The sequence below is a fragment of the Acinetobacter sp. 231_lipA genome, assembly GCF_058243005.1.
Genome location: NZ_JBZAYU010000001.1, coordinates 2168067 through 2183723, shown reverse-complemented (window position 1 = coordinate 2183723; position 15657 = coordinate 2168067). Strand labels below are relative to the sequence as shown.

Here is a 15657-nt window from a genome sequence, read left to right as displayed (position 1 = left end):
AATAAAACGATTATTTGCTACTTTCACTCAGCTCTTGAGCAAGTTCCTGACTGCGCTTTTGAGCAGCAGCCAATGCAGCTTGGATATTTTGTGAAATTTGTGCACGATCAAACACTTCAAGTGCCGCTTGGGTTGTACCATTCGGTGAAGTGACATTTTTACGCAATTCAGCTGGTGTATTTGAGCTCGTGATTGCCATTTGTGCTGCACCCAGTGCCGTTTGCAACGTCAACGCCGTTGCTACTTTTTCATCTAGACCGAGGTTTTTACCTGCACGGATCATGCTTTCCATCATATAGAAAAAATACGCAGGACCTGAACCAGACACCGCAGTCACAGCATCAATTTGCGCTTCCTCGCCTACCCATAAAGTCAAACCTGTCGCAGCAAGTACTTGGCTCGCCAAATCACGGTCTTCTTTATCTACAGCCTCAGTGGCATATAAACCATGCGCACCTGTTTGTACTAAAGCAGGCGTATTTGGCATCACACGAACAATACGATTACTGCCAGCTAATGCAGCAATCGTTGCAATTTCAGCACCCGCAACAATCGAAATAATCAACTTACCGTCAAATAAACCGTTTAATGGTTTTAAAACATTGGCTAAAACTTGAGGTTTAACCGCTAAGACCACGACATCGGCTTCACGAATAGCAGATGCGTTATCCTCAGTCACCACCAAGTCTTTTTCGGCCAATAAATGACGAACTTGTTCAACAGGATCAGAAACCGTAATGCGAGTTGAAGGTAAACCACGTGAAATCAAGCCACCAATGAGGGCTTGAGCCATGTTACCACCGCCGATAAAACAAATATTACGATTCAACACTGCGCTCATGATTATTTCTCTATCCTGAATTTTTTAACTAAGCGATTAAATTTGGTTGCCATCCACCCGCTTCACAATAAGCCGACTCGACCAACCAAAATCCTTTAGGCGTAAAAACACCAAGCATAACATTATCTATGCTTAATATTTGTATTGTATGACGTTGCCACGGAAAAATTTGTGCGCTCTGAATGGCTTTTTTCAACGGCCAAGCCCCAATGCGTCCATACAAATGTAGTTTTTCCCCACCTAAACGCGGTTTTATCTGTAAAGGCTGCTCCAATAATGCAGAAGACAGTCCATATTTTTGTGTTTCAATGTGATATTGCCCTGAAGCCAATGCATAAGCTTGATCTAAACTAAAACGCTGCTCAATTGACTCAATCGTCTGGAATTGTTCCGCCAAATACTCTGCTTTACTGACACGAAAGAGCTGTTGTTGATAGCGCACATAATAATATTGGTTCCAGTGCAATGCGGCTTGGGCATCCACTTTGGATTCAATCACTTCATCAAACAAGCGTTGCACCATATCAAAAGCGGGGCGATATAAATCCTCACCTTTCATCCAAGCGGACAACAACTGTCGCTGTCTCGGTGCAGATAATTGACGAAATGGGGTTAAATTTAAAACCGCAGCATTCCCGCAACTGGCCCAATCTTGTGTCAACACATCAGCCAAAATCGTTTCGGCATCTTGCATCAAATAACTGGTGCGTGCCAAAGCTTGCTGCATTTTCGGAAAGCGTTTTTCTAAGATTGGCCACAATTCAGCTCGGCACCATGCCCGATCATAACTGGTATCAAAATTGGTTTGGTCTTGAATATTTCTTAGCTGCATCTCAGCGGCCCACAGCTCAATTTGCTGTCTGGACAAAGCCAATAGAGGGCGCCAAATTGTAAATTTCTCTCGTATATCGATGCCCTGCATGGCGGTTAGTCCATGAATCCCCGCACCAGAGAGTAAACGGAGTAAAACGGTTTCGGCTTGATCTTGTTGATGATGGGCGAGAACTAAAATTTCATTGGCAAGAAGATGCTTCTGAAAGGCCGCATAACGTGCACTACGCGCTTGGCTTTCTATATTGCCTGTATCAACATCCACTGCTTGAATCACACATGGGACATCAAGGACATAACATTGTTCTTGAACAAAGCTACCCCACTGCGGACTAACATCCTGCAATTGATGATCAATATAGATGGCGCGAATGCGCTTGGGAAATAAATGAGACATCAAATGGAGTAGCAGCATGGAATCCATGCCACCACTACATCCGATTAAAAAATGAGGCTGTTCAGGCGTATCCTGAAACTCAGTTAAGACACTAGCCCTAAATTGTCGCTGCCAAACTTCATTAAACGTTGGTAACGTGCTTCGCATCGTTCATTCGCATCCATTGGTTGCAACTCAGCCAATGCATCTTTTAAAACGGTTTTTAAAGCATGCATGACTTGTTCTGGGTTGAGATGAGCGCCTTCACCTTCATCGACCACATATTCAACAATACCAATTTTCTGTAATTTTTCAGCAGTCAATGCCAAAGCTTCGCTGGCTTGCTCTGCTTTTTCAGCTGTTTTCCATAAAATAGACGCACAGCCTTCAGGTGAAATGACTGAATAAATACTATGGGATAACATCACCACACGGTCAGCCACACCAATACCCAGTGCACCACCTGAACCGCCTTCACCAAGTACGGTTGCAATGACAGGCACTTTCAGGCTTGAAAGTTGTGCCAAAGATGTTGCAATTGCTTCAGCCTGACCACGTTCTTCTGCACCCACACCTGGATATGCACCCATGGTGTCAATAAAGGTAAAGACGGGTAGATTAAAACGTTCAGCCATATCGAGTAAACGTTGTGATTTACGGTAACCTTCTGGGTTACTCATACCAAAGTTATGTTGTAACTTTTCACGCGTACTACGACCACGATGTTGACCCACAATCATGACTGGCTGACCATCAAAGCGAGCTAATCCACCGATCATTGCACCATCATCACCAAATAAGCGATCACCATGCAAAGCATCAAATTCGGTAAAAATTTCACTCACATAATCTAAAAATTGCGGACGCTCAGGATGACGTGCAATTTGAACCGTCGTCCATGCTTTGGATTGCGCAGCTTTATTCTTCATAGCTCAACCATAAATCCCTAATTGACCAATTTATTCATCGACAAATTGTTCTGATTGGATATCCAGCTCAACATCCCAATGCTTAAATTGCGCTTGCTCATCATGCAAGTCTGCAACCAGCAAAGGCCATTGCGCGGCATTACCAGAAACACTCAGCTGCCATTGTTGCGCATTGCCTACTGTTAATTCAATGGCAGGAAGCATCTGATCGCTACGACTATGATTCAGTAAAACTGCGAGGCGAAGTAACAAACACAGATAGACTAATTTGTTGCCACCAACCTTCATCACATCGACACGTGCGTCACTGCGCAGCTTACGACGGTGATGGGCCACCAAATGCGACAGATGGTTTTGATCGATTTGCGAGAAACCCGCAATGTCAGAATGTTGCAATAAATATGCACCATGACGATGGTAGCCCGCATGACTAATCGCTAAACCAATTTCATGCAGATAAGCTGCTCGACGCAGTAAATCACTGTCTTCTGTGGTTAATTTTAGTGAATCTGCCACACCGTCAAACAAATGCTGAGCCATGTTCACGACCCGTTCAGCTTGTTTTGGATCGGCGTTATAACGGCCCATTAACGCTTGTACAGAACGATCTCGAATATCTTCATGTTGAAAACGTCCCAGCAAGTCATACATCACCCCTTCACGCAGAGCACCATCTGAATACACCAGTTTATCCAGTTCGAGTACATCAAAAATGGCATACAAAATAGCGATTCCGGCTGGCAAAACTGCTCGACGGTCTTCTTTTAGGCCATCAAATTCCATCTCAGCGACATGTTTATATTTGAGCAATTTTTCTTTAAGCTTATCTAAACCGTCACGGGTGAGTTCTTCTTTTTCATTACTCCAACCCATATTCACGGTAATTTGACGACACGCTTTGATGGTTCCACTCGAACCGACCACCGTATCCCAACCCGCTTCTTTATAGGTATTGGCAATACCAGACAGCTCCTTACGCGCTGCTACCACAGCTTTATCAAAACTTTTTTGGTTAATTTCACCGTCGACAAAGAAGGCTTTTGTAAATGCTACACAGCCCATTTGTAAAGATTCGGTATGAATGGGCTCAAATTCTTCACCAATAATCAGCTCTGTCGACCCCCCACCAATATCAATCACAAGACGGCGTCCACTGTTTACCATGGTATGAGATACACCTAAATAAATCAGACGAGCCTCTTCACGACCTGCAATAATTTCGATGTGCTTCGGCAAAATTTCTGCCGCTTTTTGAATAAATTCATGGCCATTTTTGGCTTGGCGTAGCGCATTGGTCGCCACAATTCTTAAACGATTCGGCTGAACCGAACCTAAGCGTCCGACAAAGCGAGATAAACAGGCCAAACCACGCTGCTGTGCGGCTTCTGTTAAGTTTTTGTTTTCATCTAAACCCGCTGCTAACTGTACTTTTTCTGACATTGACGCAACTTTTTTCACTTCGCCATGGTCCACTCGCGCAATCGCTAAGTGGAAGCTGTTCGACCCCATATCGATGGCAGCAAGTAACTCTTCATCAATCAAAAAATCAGACATGATTTAATATAAACCTATACAGAATTGTGCTTAGATTAATTCACCTCCATGCAATTTAAAAGCCATTTGTGGTCAGAAATTGACGAGCCTTTAAAATTTCGGCATATATGACAATTGTGTTACACGATCAGTAACATCGTGAGCTTCAATTAGACAAATTCAAACTAAAGGTTGAAAATTTAGTAATCCATCTACTCAGTGATAGCTGGCTATGACATACTATTAGCCATAAAACTATCCAAAAATTGAAACTGGAGCTATCCATGTCTGGCAATATCGTAAATACAACTGATACAAACTTCGACGCTGATGTACTTCAATCAGACGTTCCTGTGCTTGTTGACTTCTGGGCAGGCTGGTGTGCGCCATGTAAAGCAATTGCACCTGTATTAGAAGTATTGGCGAACGAATACGAAGGTAAAGTGAAGATTGTTAAAGTTGACGTAACTTCTTGCGAAGCAACGGCTGTGAACTATAACATCCGCAACATTCCTGCATTACTTATGTTCAAAAATGGTGAAGTTGTTGCTCAACAAGTGGGCGCTGCACCAAAATCGAAATTGACTGCTTTCATTGAAGAAAACATTTAAGCATCCGTTTAGATTGAAAATGAAATACGCTGCCTAAACAACAGCGTATTTTTTTCGGCTATAAATTGACAAGTCTGTCTTTCTCTCTTATATTGCATGATCAAGAGATAAAGGATTATTCAATCCTGTCATTTTCTTAAAAGACACAACACATAAGATCGCCGCTCGGCAATACAAATTGTTTTGACACGTTTCTCTTCAAACAATGAATCAGTACTCTGAATTGTTATAGTTCAAATACAATTGCGTTACTTCATTGCATGTCTGCGGCTAAATGTTGCTTCCTTTTCATCCTGTAATTTAGAATTTTTGATTCTTATCTGACCTCCTATGAATTTAACCGAACTCAAGAAAAAACCGATTGGCGAACTCATCAAAATTGCTGAATTTATGGGCCTCGAAGGAATGGCTCGTAACCGTAAGCAAGACATTATTTTTGCCATCTTAAAGCGCCATGCGATGAATGGCGAAGAGATCTTTGGGGATGGCGTTTTGGAAATTCTGTCAGATGGCTTCGGCTTCTTACGCTCTGCAGCGGGTTCTTACCTTGCAGGCCCAGATGACATTTATGTTAGCCCATCTCAAATTCGTCGTTTCAATCTACGTACTGGTGACACCATTACGGGAACCATTCGCCCTCCCAAAGAAGGCGAACGTTATTTTGCACTGTTAAAAGTGAACCAAATTAACTACGACACGCCAGAAAACTCACGTAACAAAATCTTGTTTGAAAACTTAACACCACTTTTCCCAACCGAACAATTGGTGATGGAACTTGGTAACGGGACGACAGAAGATTTAACTGCACGTGTAGTTGACTTGGTTGCACCTATCGGTAAAGGCCAACGTTCAATTATCGTAGCGCCACCAAAAGCGGGGAAAACCATGTTGTTACAAAACATCGCTCAGTCGATCGTGCGTAACAACCCTGAGTGCTTCCTGATCGTTCTTCTCATTGATGAACGCCCTGAAGAAGTGACCGAAATGGAACGTACTGTTCGTGGTGAAGTCATTGCGTCAACGTTTGATGAATCTCCTGCTCGTCACGTTCAAGTGGCTGAAATGGTGATTGAAAAAGCAAAACGTTTGGTTGAGCACAAGAAAGATGTTGTGATTCTGCTTGACTCCATTACCCGTTTAGCACGTGCTTACAACACGGTTGTGCCTTCATCTGGTAAGGTTTTAACTGGTGGTGTGGATGCACATGCGCTGGAACGCCCTAAGCGTTTCTTCGGTGCGGCACGTAATATTGAAGAAGGTGGCTCACTAACTATCATTTCTACAGCCCTGATTGAAACTGGCAGTAAAATGGATGAAGTAATCTACGAAGAATTTAAAGGTACAGGTAACCAAGAAATTACACTGGATCGCCGTATTGCAGAAAAACGTGTCTTCCCTGCGATGAATATCAAAAAGTCTGGCACCCGTCGCGAAGAGCGTCTAATGTCTGAAGACAATCTACGTAAGGTTTGGATTTTACGTAAACTACTTCATACCCAAGATGAACTTGCAGCAATGGAGTTCTTACTTGATCGTATGAAAGAAACTAAAACCAACGATGATTTCTTTGATCAAATGAAGCGTAAAGCAACCAGTTGATCCGACCTGCTTCACCTAAAAAGGCTGTCTTAACGACAGCCTTTTTATTTGGTTGACTTAGCTTACACAAAGCAACATTTCATCTCATTCTCTGTAAACTTATTTGCAAGTTTTTGATAAATAAAAATTTGAAATAAAAAACCTTCATCTTTTTAAATGTTTATTTAGTACTTCTCCAATACAAACCTCATCATTGATTGTTATTTTCTGTTAAAAAAGCCCTGTTTTTAGACCTTTTTTATCACTTTTTTCATCCCAGCTAGTAGCAATTCAAAATGCGCAGTGATAGCATATTTGCAGACCAGTTAGGCTGCTCCTGCATTGTTAGTCCCTAGCAAAATTAGGAACAATAAAAGCATACAACAGACTAACGTCGGTTTTTTTTAATCTCATATTTTAGAGAGTGATGCCATGTTATTCAAAAAAATCGCTATTGCTGCTGCAGTTGCTACTACTTTAGCTTTCGTTGGCTGTGCTAAGAAAGAAGAAGCTCCTGCTGCTGAAGCTGCATCTGAAGTTGCTGCTGCATCTGAAGCTGTTGAAGCTGCATCTGAAGTTGCTGTAGATGCTGCTGCTGCTGCTTCTGAAGCTACTGTTGCTGCTTCTGAAGCTACTGCTGCTGCTTCTGAAGCTACTGTTGCTGCTGCTTCTGAAGCTAAAGCTCACTAATCTCTTAGAGATTAGTCAAAAAGAGAGCCTGTGGCTCTCTTTTTTTATGCTCAAATTTTATCAAAAAACGACATTCTATTATTTTGCAAAAATTGAATCAGCCAAACGATCACCCAAAATTTTAAGCAAAAAAAAGCAGATCAATCGATCTGCTCATTTCCCACACGCTGGCGGAATTTCTGCCCTGCGCGGAAGGTCACTACACGGCGTGCAGAAATCGGAATTTCTTCACCCGTTTTCGGGTTACGACCTGGACGTTGACGTTTATCACGCAACTCAAAGTTACCGAAACCAGAAAGTTTAACTTGCTCACCAGAGATTAGCGCTTGGCTAATCTCGTCAAAGAACAACTCGACCATTTGCTTAGCTTCACGACGGTTTAAACTCGTGAGCTCACTTAAATGGTCAGCCATTTCCGCTTTTGTTAATGCTGTCATGAAGCCCTCAATGTCGCCTGATAAGTGTTTTCCAACACTTGTAAAATATGATCCATACCGGATTTAATTTCAGCATCTTCGAGCGTACGTGATGGATGTTGCCAAAGAAGTGCAAATGCCAATGAGCGCTTACCGTCTTCAACACCTTGCCCAGTGTACACATCGAATAACCAAGTCGAGTCTAAAAGCTCACCACCTGTTTTTTCGATAAGTTGCTGAATTTCACTTACATTTATCTTATCACTAATTAAAAGCGCAATATCACGTCTAACCGACGGAAAACGTGATAATTCTGTAAAATTAGATACATAAGTTTGCAAAACAGCCGATTGATCAAGTTCAGCCACCCAAGTTGTGCTCAAATCCAATGCATCTTCTAAAGATGGATGTAATCGACCAAAGTAACCAATAGATTGACCATCGACTAAAACCTCAGCAGACTGTCCTGGATGCAACCAGCTACGCTCAGAACGAACATAGTCTACTTGCACACGACCTGCTGCCAATACTTCTTCAATTTCACCTTTGAAATCAAAGAAATCCATAGCTTGAGGTTTAGCATGCCAAGTTTCTGAAGTTTTTGCACCTGTTGCAATCACTGCAAGGGTAGGAATTTGTTTCAAATCATGAATAGATTCAGCGTCTTGATAGTCAAAGCGTAAGCCTAGTTCAAAGAAACGTACACGACTTTGTTGGCGGTTTACGTTGTATTGCACACAAGGAATCAAACTAGAGAGCAGTGTTGAACGCATCACCGCTAAATCGCTTGAAATTGGGTTAGCCAAAGCCAAAGGATTCACAGCCGCATTGAGTTGCTTCTCAAGCTTTAAGTCTGCAAAGCTAAAGCTAATCGCTTCTTGATAACCCAAAGTCACGAGGGTTTGACGAAGCTGAGCCATTTCAAATTGGTCTTGATATTGCGCCAATTGCGCTTCAATTTTTGGCAAACTGATTTGAATATTGTCATAACCATGAATACGCGCAACTTCTTCAATCAGGTCTTGGTAGATTGCCATATCATAACGGTGTGAAGGCGGCACCACAGACCACTGACCTTCTGCTTTAACCGTCACAGCACAACCTAAACGGGTTAAAGCATCCGCAATAAATGCAGCATCTACGCGATAACCGAGCAATTGATCCACTTGTACTTGTTCTAGCTCAATCGCTTCACGCTTCGGTAAAACAGCCGCTTGTTCCGCAGTCGTAATCGGACCGAACTCACCACCCGCCAATTCTGCAATCAATTGTGATGCGCGGTGCATCGCGAGCATTGGGAGTTCAAAATCCACGCCACGCTCATAACGCTGTGATGCATCAGTATGTAAGCCAAAGCTACGGGCACGGCCTGCAATGGCTAATGGAGCAAAGAATGCAGACTCTAAGAAAATGTCTTGGGTTTCATCGGTAACAGATGAAGACAAGCCACCCATGATGCCTGCAATCGCTAATGCTTTTCCATCATCCGCAATCACCATGACTTTTTCATTGAGCTCAACTTCTTGTTCATTCAGTAAAACCAATTTCTCCGCCATATTCGCTTGACGAACTTGAACTGAACCTTGAATTTTTGCCGCATCAAAAGCATGTAGCGGTTGACCCAACTCCATCAGTACATAGTTAGTAATATCAACCAAAATACTGTGCTGACGAATCCCTGAGCGAACCAAAGCGCGTTCCATCCACTCTGGGGTTGCTGCTTTGGTATTCACATTTTTAATTACACGACCTAAATAGCGTGGGCAGCCTTCAGTGCTCACCACAACTTTTTTCTCATCAGCAATGCTCGCAGCAACGGCATTAATTTCAGGTGCAGTCACAGTCAGTTGGTTAATCACCCCAATTTCACGGGCAATACCACGAATACTGAAACAGTCACCACGGTTTGGCGTGATGCTGATATCAATCACATGATCATCTAAATTTAAATATTCACGAATATCCGCACCTACGGGTGCATCAACGGCTAACTCTAAAAGACCATCAATTTTATCTTCTAGATCAATTTCAGACGCACCACATAGCATACCTTGTGATTCAATGCCACGAAGTTTGCCTTTCTTGATTTTGAAATCGCCTGGAAGCACAGCACCAATGGTTGCCACAGGGGCTTTCATACCAACCCGAACATTCGGTGCACCACAAACAATTTGTAAAGGTTCCCCTGAACCAATATTCACCGTGGTCACACGTAAACGGTCTGCATCAGGATGTTGTTCTACCGTCAACACTTCACCAACAACCACGCCAGTGAACGGTTTTGCCGCAGGTGATAAATCATCAACCTCTAAACCCAACATGGTCAGTTGATCAGATAAAGTATTGCTATCAACGGCTGGGTTAACCCATGTACGCAACCAATTTTCGCTAATTTTCATAAATTCAATGTCCTTAATCTCCCCTAACCCCTCTTTTAAAGAGAGGAAAACACACCACCGTTTTAGGTAGACCAGTCCCCCTTTATAAAGGGGGATTTAGGGGGATTTCAATAATTCTAAAATAACTGTTTAAACTATTAAGCAAATTGGCGTAAGAAACGCACATCGTTTTGGTAGAACATACGTAAGTCATTGATGCCATAACGAAGCATCGCAAAACGTTCCACACCCAGACCGAAAGCAAAGCCTTTGTATTTTTCAGGATCAATCCCTGCTGCCTGCAAGACATTTGGATGTACCATGCCACAACCAAGCACTTCTAACCATTTACCACGCTCATCCATAATATCCACTTCAGCACTTGGCTCTGTGAATGGGAAATAAGATGGACGGAAACGCACTTTTAAATCCTTTTCAAAGAATTCGTTTAACAGATTAACCAACAAACCTTTCAGTTCTGCAAAGCTGGTATTTTCAGCGACATACAGACCTTCAATTTGATGAAACATTGGCGAATGCGTTTGGTCAGAGTCACAGCGGTATACACGACCTGGACATACAATACGAATCGGGGGTTGCTGGGTTTCCATGGTACGAATCTGCACACCAGAAGTATGGGTACGTAACAAATGTGTCGCATCGAAATAGAATGTATCGTGCATTGCACGCGCAGGGTGATGCCCTGGAATATTTAAAGCTTCAAAATTGTGGTAGTCATCTTCAACTTCTGGCCCAGTTTCAATCACAAAGCCCGCTTTGGTAAAGAACTGACAAATACGCTCTTGTACTTGAGTAACGGGGTGAATACTACCAATCGTTTGACCACGACCCGGTAAAGTAATATCCACCGTTTCACTTGCAAGTTTTTGCGCCAACGCCGCTTGTTGTAATTGTGTTTGGCGTTCAGTTAAAGCACCGGTAATCGCTTCGCGGACTGCATGAATTTGCGCACCAAAATTTTTACGCTCTTCAGGGTCCATTTTACCTAAAGCTTTTGATTGCTCAGCGAGCTGGCTTTTCTTACCCGTAAACTGCACTCGTACTTGATCGAGTGTAGCAAGGTCCTCTGCTGCTGCAATCGCAGCAAGCGCTTCAGTGGTCAGGGCTTCCAGTGACATAGTAACTCTCAAAGCAACAATTTATAAAATTAATAAAACCCCATATTCTATCAGTTTTTAAGCACGTTGATGAAGCTCTACGATCAGGAAAATTTGTTTAGTACATGGTTTTATAATCAGGTTAAGATAGGGCCATCACAGAAGAGAACAACAAACGATGTCGCTTGATCCTATTTGGCAACAACAACTTACTTTAGTGACTTATGGCAATGAATATTTACGCCACAACCTAAGTTTCCAACGTTGGTTAGAACATGCCATTTTTGACCGACATTGCTTTCAGTTCCGTGACCTAAATAGCCAACATTTACTGGCTCAGCATTTTCAGGTATGGCTTGAAGCCTTAAAAAAACAAGGGGTCAAACAGCTCAGTCTGCATAGCTCAACATTGCTAGCAGATGAAAAGAACCCCAACTCAAATATTGAACTCCTCGCTACACCACATATTATTGTGAGCCATCAAGCACAGCAAAAAACTGCTTGGATTTTTGGTAAAGAACTGGCTGAGTGGTACAGCGCTGAACATGATTTTATAGTTCCAAAGGCACAACAAAGCTCAATCCGTAGCGAAAATTTATGGCGTTTTGAACTGAATCACAAACTCAGCAAACGCATTGAAGCGGATTTACAAACGCCGAAATGGGATGAAATCGAGAACTTTACCGAACAAGAACTATTTAGTGCGCCATTTGCACAAGATTTAGTAGAGCCAGAGACGGCAAACTTACCTTACTATGGGCAACAAGATGCCACAGATGCAGTCCACCGTCTCGCTCTTTTACCAACAGATTACGCTGCTGATTATGCACACCAAACGCTGTATCGTTTAGATACACTATCAGCATTGATCCAGACTAAGATTCAACATCCTTATAATGCAGAAGGCCAAGTACTCACGCCAGATGAGCAATTGAACTTACGTCATTTTGAGCAAAAGATTGATGATTTAAGTACCAAATTTATCGTAAAAGTGGCCAATCACTATCAAACCGCGCAGCTCACACCCAAAGACACAACTACACCACTGGATGCACGTAATCATCCAACACCTAAATTAAGTGCGATAGAGAGCAAGCCTCATGAAATACACCATAAATCGGGGAAAACTGGGGTGTTTGCTTTAATCGTGATTACGATTTTGATCTGCCTAGTTGGCTATTATTTTGGCTTATAAGTTATTACCGAGATATCTAAGCGTTCCTCTCAATGAGCGCTTTTTTATGGATTCAATTTCTTTAGGCAGTAATTAGAAGATTGAAGGGCCGAATCTTGATTTGTACCTTATGCTGATTGGCATGTTGATTAATATAATGATTAACTGAAACCACCTCGCCTTCTAGCTCCGCATCAGGTCCATACATAATTTTAACTGACTCGCCTTTTCTGGGAATCATTTCTAATTCCACCGTAATACTTCCCTGTCCCATCCCAGTAATTTCTGCAAGCATATCCTGCTCCTTTTCTTTTTAATCTTTTTATTTATTAGGCATCGACCACCTTTGAGATTAAAGCAGATTTATGTAACTAAAGCTTAACAATTCATCTTGATCGCTGAGTATGCACTGATATTTTTTTATTTAAACGTTATGCTTTTCAACAGCCAACTGGTCTAAAAAACGACTCACCTGTTTTGGTGTCTTTAAATGAATCCACTGTATATGTTGATATTCAGGCATCTGCATCATTTTTAAGTATTTCTGTCGGTTTTTAGCATGTGTTTTGATCATCCACCAAATAATCGAGTCCCGACCAAACATCCGTAGCAAGCTTTCCCGATTATTCGAGTTTTCCCATAAATCCTGTTGCGCCCATGCCCGCTGAACCGCACGCTTCACAGAACGGTAAAGATTGACTGGAAACGGTAAGTCCAACCAAATGACAGTATCAATTTCCGCCCATTTCACAGGAATGGCGCGGGTATAGTTACCATCGATCACATAGCCCTGTGTCGCCTTTTGTACTTCCGACTCAATCTTGGCAAAGAACACCTCATCGGGACATTCTTGCCAGTCGTCTAACCAAAACAAATTATCCAACTCAATATAATGCAAATCTAACTTTTCGGCCAAAGCTCTGGAAAATGTAGATTTTCCTGTAGCAGAAGTTCCTACGACATTGATTCTTTTCATTGTACTGGCCTAACGCTGATGCGGTCTTTCTTATCATATGTAATTATGGTTGTATCACAGTCTCACCTTTGACCCATAAAAAATTTGATTCAAAAAATAATCGGCCATAAAAAAGACCGCTAAAAAGCGGTCTTTCTTTAAGTCTTAAAGACTTATGCAGCTAATGCATCTTTAGCTTTAGAAGCTAAAGCAGCAAATGCGACTGCGTCATGCATAGCGATGTCAGCAAGTACGCGACGGTCGATAATCACTTGAGCTTTTTTCAAGCCAGCGATCATACGGCTGTACGATAAACCATTTAGACGAGCACCAGCATTAATACGCGCAATCCATAGAGCACGGAATTGACGTTTTTTCTGACGACGGTCACGGTAAGCGTATTGACCCGCTTTGATTACTGCTTGGAACGCTACGCGATATACGCGTGAACGAGCGCCGTAGTAACCTTTAGCACGAGCAAGAATTTTTTTATGACGGCGATGAGCCTGTACACCACGTTTTACACGAGCCATTTATAATCTCCTTAGATGTATGGGCACATACGACGAACTGAAGCAACGTCACTCACGTGAACCATTACACAGCCGCGTAATTGACGAATACGCTTAGCAGATTTTTTGGTCAAAATGTGGCGTTTGAACGCTTGTTTACGCTTGAAACCGTTAGCAGTAGCTTTAAAACGCTTAGCTGCACCACGGCGAGTTTTCATCTTAGGCATAACAACCTCTTTTGAACACCTGTTCGGAACGTTTGCACCATTGCAAAACGACCTGCAGGTAAGGGAGCGAATATTCTAATCGAACTTTGTCTAAAACAAAAGCAAATAATCAACAATAAAAGCAAGCTTAGTTTATTTCCCGATAAGCTTTAAGCGATGAATTTATAACCGTGGTTTAGTCCAAGTCGTATAATGCCTCATCCATTCCATACGGTTCCCTTATGAACGCTACACAGGATGCTTTTGCCGCACTCCGATACCGAGACTTTTCTCTTGTTACACTCAATCAATTTTGCCTGACGCTTGCCATTTTAATTCAGGAAATTATTGTGGCGTATTCTTTGTATAAAATCACCAAAGACCCACTCACTCTAGGCTTGATTGGTCTGGCAGAAGCAATCCCCTTTATTGCGCTCTCCTTATGGGGCGGTTATTTTGCAGATCGCTTTAATAAGCAAACCATCATGAAAATCTGCTTATTCTTTGCCATTCCACTGCCCTTGGTTTTATGGGGTTTATTTCATGCTTATGGCTTAAAGCAAATTGAACTCTCCACCCTGTCATGGGGTGTTTATGCCGTGATCTTTGGCCTAGGAACAATTCGGGGGTTCTATAACCCATCTGCAACATCACTCAAACCTTTTTTAATTCCTCGGGAAATTTATGCCAATGGTGCTACATGGACCACCATCGGTTGGCAAAGCGGTGTGATTATTGGCCCGATGCTCGGTGGATTTATGCTGGCATTTTTAGGCCGTGAAACCAGTTTAATCAGTGTAGCGGTACTGCTCAGCCTATGTTTCTTACTCGTCAATCTTTTAAGCAAACGCACTTTTCCTAAAATAGAAACGGAACGTGTACTACAAAGTTTAGGTGAAGGTTTTCGCTTTATTGCTAAAACTAAAATTGTCCTCTGGGCCATCTCACTCGACTTAGTCTCGGTACTGTTTGGTGGTGTGATTGCTTTGCTCCCGATCTTTGCTGAAGATATTTTGAAAATTGGGCCTGAAGGATTGGGCTATTTACGGGCAGCACCTTCGATTGGTGCACTCATCACCATGATTGCGCTGACACGTTTTCCACCCACCCGACATGCATGGCGCAATATGCTGCTTGCTGTTGCAGGTTTTGGCCTATTCACCTTATTGTTCGCATACTCAAACTATCTCTGGCTATCTTTATTTGCTCTTGCTATGACGGGCGCATGTGACAGTATTTCAGTGGTAATTCGTCAGACTATTTTACAAATTTACCCTCCTGAGAATATGCGAGGCCGTGTTGCAGCGGTAAATGGCATGTTTGTGTCGAGTAGCAATGAACTGGGGGCATTTGAGTCAGGTCTTGCAGCAAAATATTTAGGCCCTGTGATTGCAACGGTTTTTGGCAGCAGCATGACGCTCTTGGTGGTCGCACTCAGTTGGGCTAAAACCAAAGACTTATTTGGTGTAGACATCACCCAAGTCGAGCAAAAATAGTTTTAATTTAACA

Annotated in this window: 16 protein-coding genes; 5 read left to right on the top strand and 11 right to left on the bottom strand. The window is 42.4% G+C overall.

The genetic code is table 11. The annotated features are described in order from the left end of the window. Window positions 1–10: 10 nt before the first annotated feature. Genes proC through ppx form a run of 4 tightly spaced genes read right to left on the bottom strand, consistent with a single transcriptional unit; the run spans window position 11 to window position 4531 of the window. On the bottom strand, window positions 11–841 hold the full coding sequence (gene proC, locus AC4CUX_RS10665) for a pyrroline-5-carboxylate reductase (protein ID WP_004692257.1): 831 nt from the start codon (window positions 839–841) through the stop codon (window positions 11–13). A 28-nt stretch (window positions 842–869) separates the two neighbouring features. Further along, window positions 870–2216: a tRNA lysidine(34) synthetase TilS gene (gene tilS / locus AC4CUX_RS10660; protein ID WP_201950089.1), complete on the bottom strand. Its 1347-nt coding sequence runs from the start codon at window positions 2214–2216 to the stop codon at window positions 870–872. Next, the gene (locus tag AC4CUX_RS10655; RefSeq protein WP_078388708.1) at window positions 2153–2977 is read right to left on the bottom strand and encodes an acetyl-CoA carboxylase carboxyltransferase subunit alpha; all 825 of its coding nucleotides are present in this window, start codon (window positions 2975–2977) and stop codon (window positions 2153–2155) included. The genes tilS and AC4CUX_RS10655 overlap by 64 nt, the downstream gene beginning before the upstream one ends. Before the next feature lie 30 nt (window positions 2978–3007). Continuing rightward, the gene (ppx, locus tag AC4CUX_RS10650) at window positions 3008–4531 is read right to left on the bottom strand and encodes an exopolyphosphatase (protein ID WP_004692262.1); all 1524 of its coding nucleotides are present in this window, start codon (window positions 4529–4531) and stop codon (window positions 3008–3010) included. A gap of 263 nt (window positions 4532–4794) precedes the next feature. Between ppx and trxA the strand changes: the two genes are divergently transcribed. From trxA to AC4CUX_RS10635, 3 genes are all read left to right on the top strand, one after another. Then, a complete protein-coding gene (trxA, locus tag AC4CUX_RS10645; RefSeq protein ID WP_004692264.1) occupies window positions 4795–5121 on the top strand; it encodes a thioredoxin in 327 nt (108 codons plus the stop codon). Between the two features lie 330 nt (window positions 5122–5451). After that, window positions 5452–6720 (top strand): transcription termination factor Rho, encoded by a 1269-nt coding sequence (gene rho, locus AC4CUX_RS10640; protein WP_004692266.1) that lies wholly within the window; start codon window positions 5452–5454, stop codon window positions 6718–6720. A gap of 411 nt (window positions 6721–7131) precedes the next feature. After that, window positions 7132–7389: a hypothetical protein gene (locus AC4CUX_RS10635; RefSeq protein ID WP_005400740.1), complete on the top strand. Its 258-nt coding sequence runs from the start codon at window positions 7132–7134 to the stop codon at window positions 7387–7389. A gap of 140 nt (window positions 7390–7529) precedes the next feature. On the opposite strand, the gene AC4CUX_RS10630 is transcribed toward AC4CUX_RS10635, so the two are convergent. The 3 genes from AC4CUX_RS10630 to pheS form a co-directional block, all read right to left on the bottom strand. Next, window positions 7530–7826, bottom strand: a complete 297-nt coding sequence (locus AC4CUX_RS10630) for an integration host factor subunit alpha (protein WP_004649746.1) — start codon at window positions 7824–7826, stop codon at window positions 7530–7532. Then, on the bottom strand, window positions 7823–10204 hold the full coding sequence (gene pheT / locus AC4CUX_RS10625; protein WP_419380886.1) for a phenylalanine--tRNA ligase subunit beta: 2382 nt from the start codon (window positions 10202–10204) through the stop codon (window positions 7823–7825). Before pheT ends, AC4CUX_RS10630 begins: the two co-directional genes overlap by 4 nt. A 137-nt stretch (window positions 10205–10341) precedes the next feature. Further along, the gene (gene pheS, locus AC4CUX_RS10620) at window positions 10342–11322 is read right to left on the bottom strand and encodes a phenylalanine--tRNA ligase subunit alpha (protein WP_004979194.1); all 981 of its coding nucleotides are present in this window, start codon (window positions 11320–11322) and stop codon (window positions 10342–10344) included. Between the two features lie 157 nt (window positions 11323–11479). Here pheS and AC4CUX_RS10615 point away from each other — a divergent pair, with 157 nt between their 5' ends. Further along, a complete protein-coding gene (locus AC4CUX_RS10615) occupies window positions 11480–12496 on the top strand; it encodes a hypothetical protein (RefSeq protein ID WP_078388713.1) in 1017 nt (338 codons plus the stop codon). A 61-nt stretch (window positions 12497–12557) separates the two neighbouring features. On the opposite strand, the gene AC4CUX_RS10610 is transcribed toward AC4CUX_RS10615, so the two are convergent. The 4 genes from AC4CUX_RS10610 to rpmI all read right to left on the bottom strand — a co-directional run bounded on the left by AC4CUX_RS10610 (window position 12558) and on the right by rpmI (window position 14169). Further along, complete coding sequence (locus AC4CUX_RS10610; protein WP_078388714.1) at window positions 12558–12770, bottom strand: KOW domain-containing RNA-binding protein; 213 nt, start codon at window positions 12768–12770, stop codon at window positions 12558–12560. 129 nt (window positions 12771–12899) lie between these two features. Further along, window positions 12900–13451, bottom strand: coding sequence for a P-loop NTPase family protein (locus AC4CUX_RS10605; protein ID WP_114836800.1), 552 nt, complete (start codon window positions 13449–13451; stop codon window positions 12900–12902). Window positions 13452–13603: 152 nt separating this feature from the next. Continuing rightward, window positions 13604–13963, bottom strand: a complete 360-nt coding sequence (rplT, locus tag AC4CUX_RS10600; protein WP_004692276.1) for a 50S ribosomal protein L20 — start codon at window positions 13961–13963, stop codon at window positions 13604–13606. Between the two features lie 11 nt (window positions 13964–13974). Further along, window positions 13975–14169, bottom strand: coding sequence for a 50S ribosomal protein L35 (gene rpmI, locus AC4CUX_RS10595; RefSeq protein WP_004278281.1), 195 nt, complete (start codon window positions 14167–14169; stop codon window positions 13975–13977). A 221-nt stretch (window positions 14170–14390) separates the two neighbouring features. On the opposite strand from rpmI, the gene AC4CUX_RS10590 reads away from it, so the two are divergent. Further along, a complete protein-coding gene (locus AC4CUX_RS10590; RefSeq protein WP_114836799.1) occupies window positions 14391–15644 on the top strand; it encodes an MFS transporter in 1254 nt (417 codons plus the stop codon). The last annotated feature ends 13 nt before the right edge of the window (window positions 15645–15657 follow it).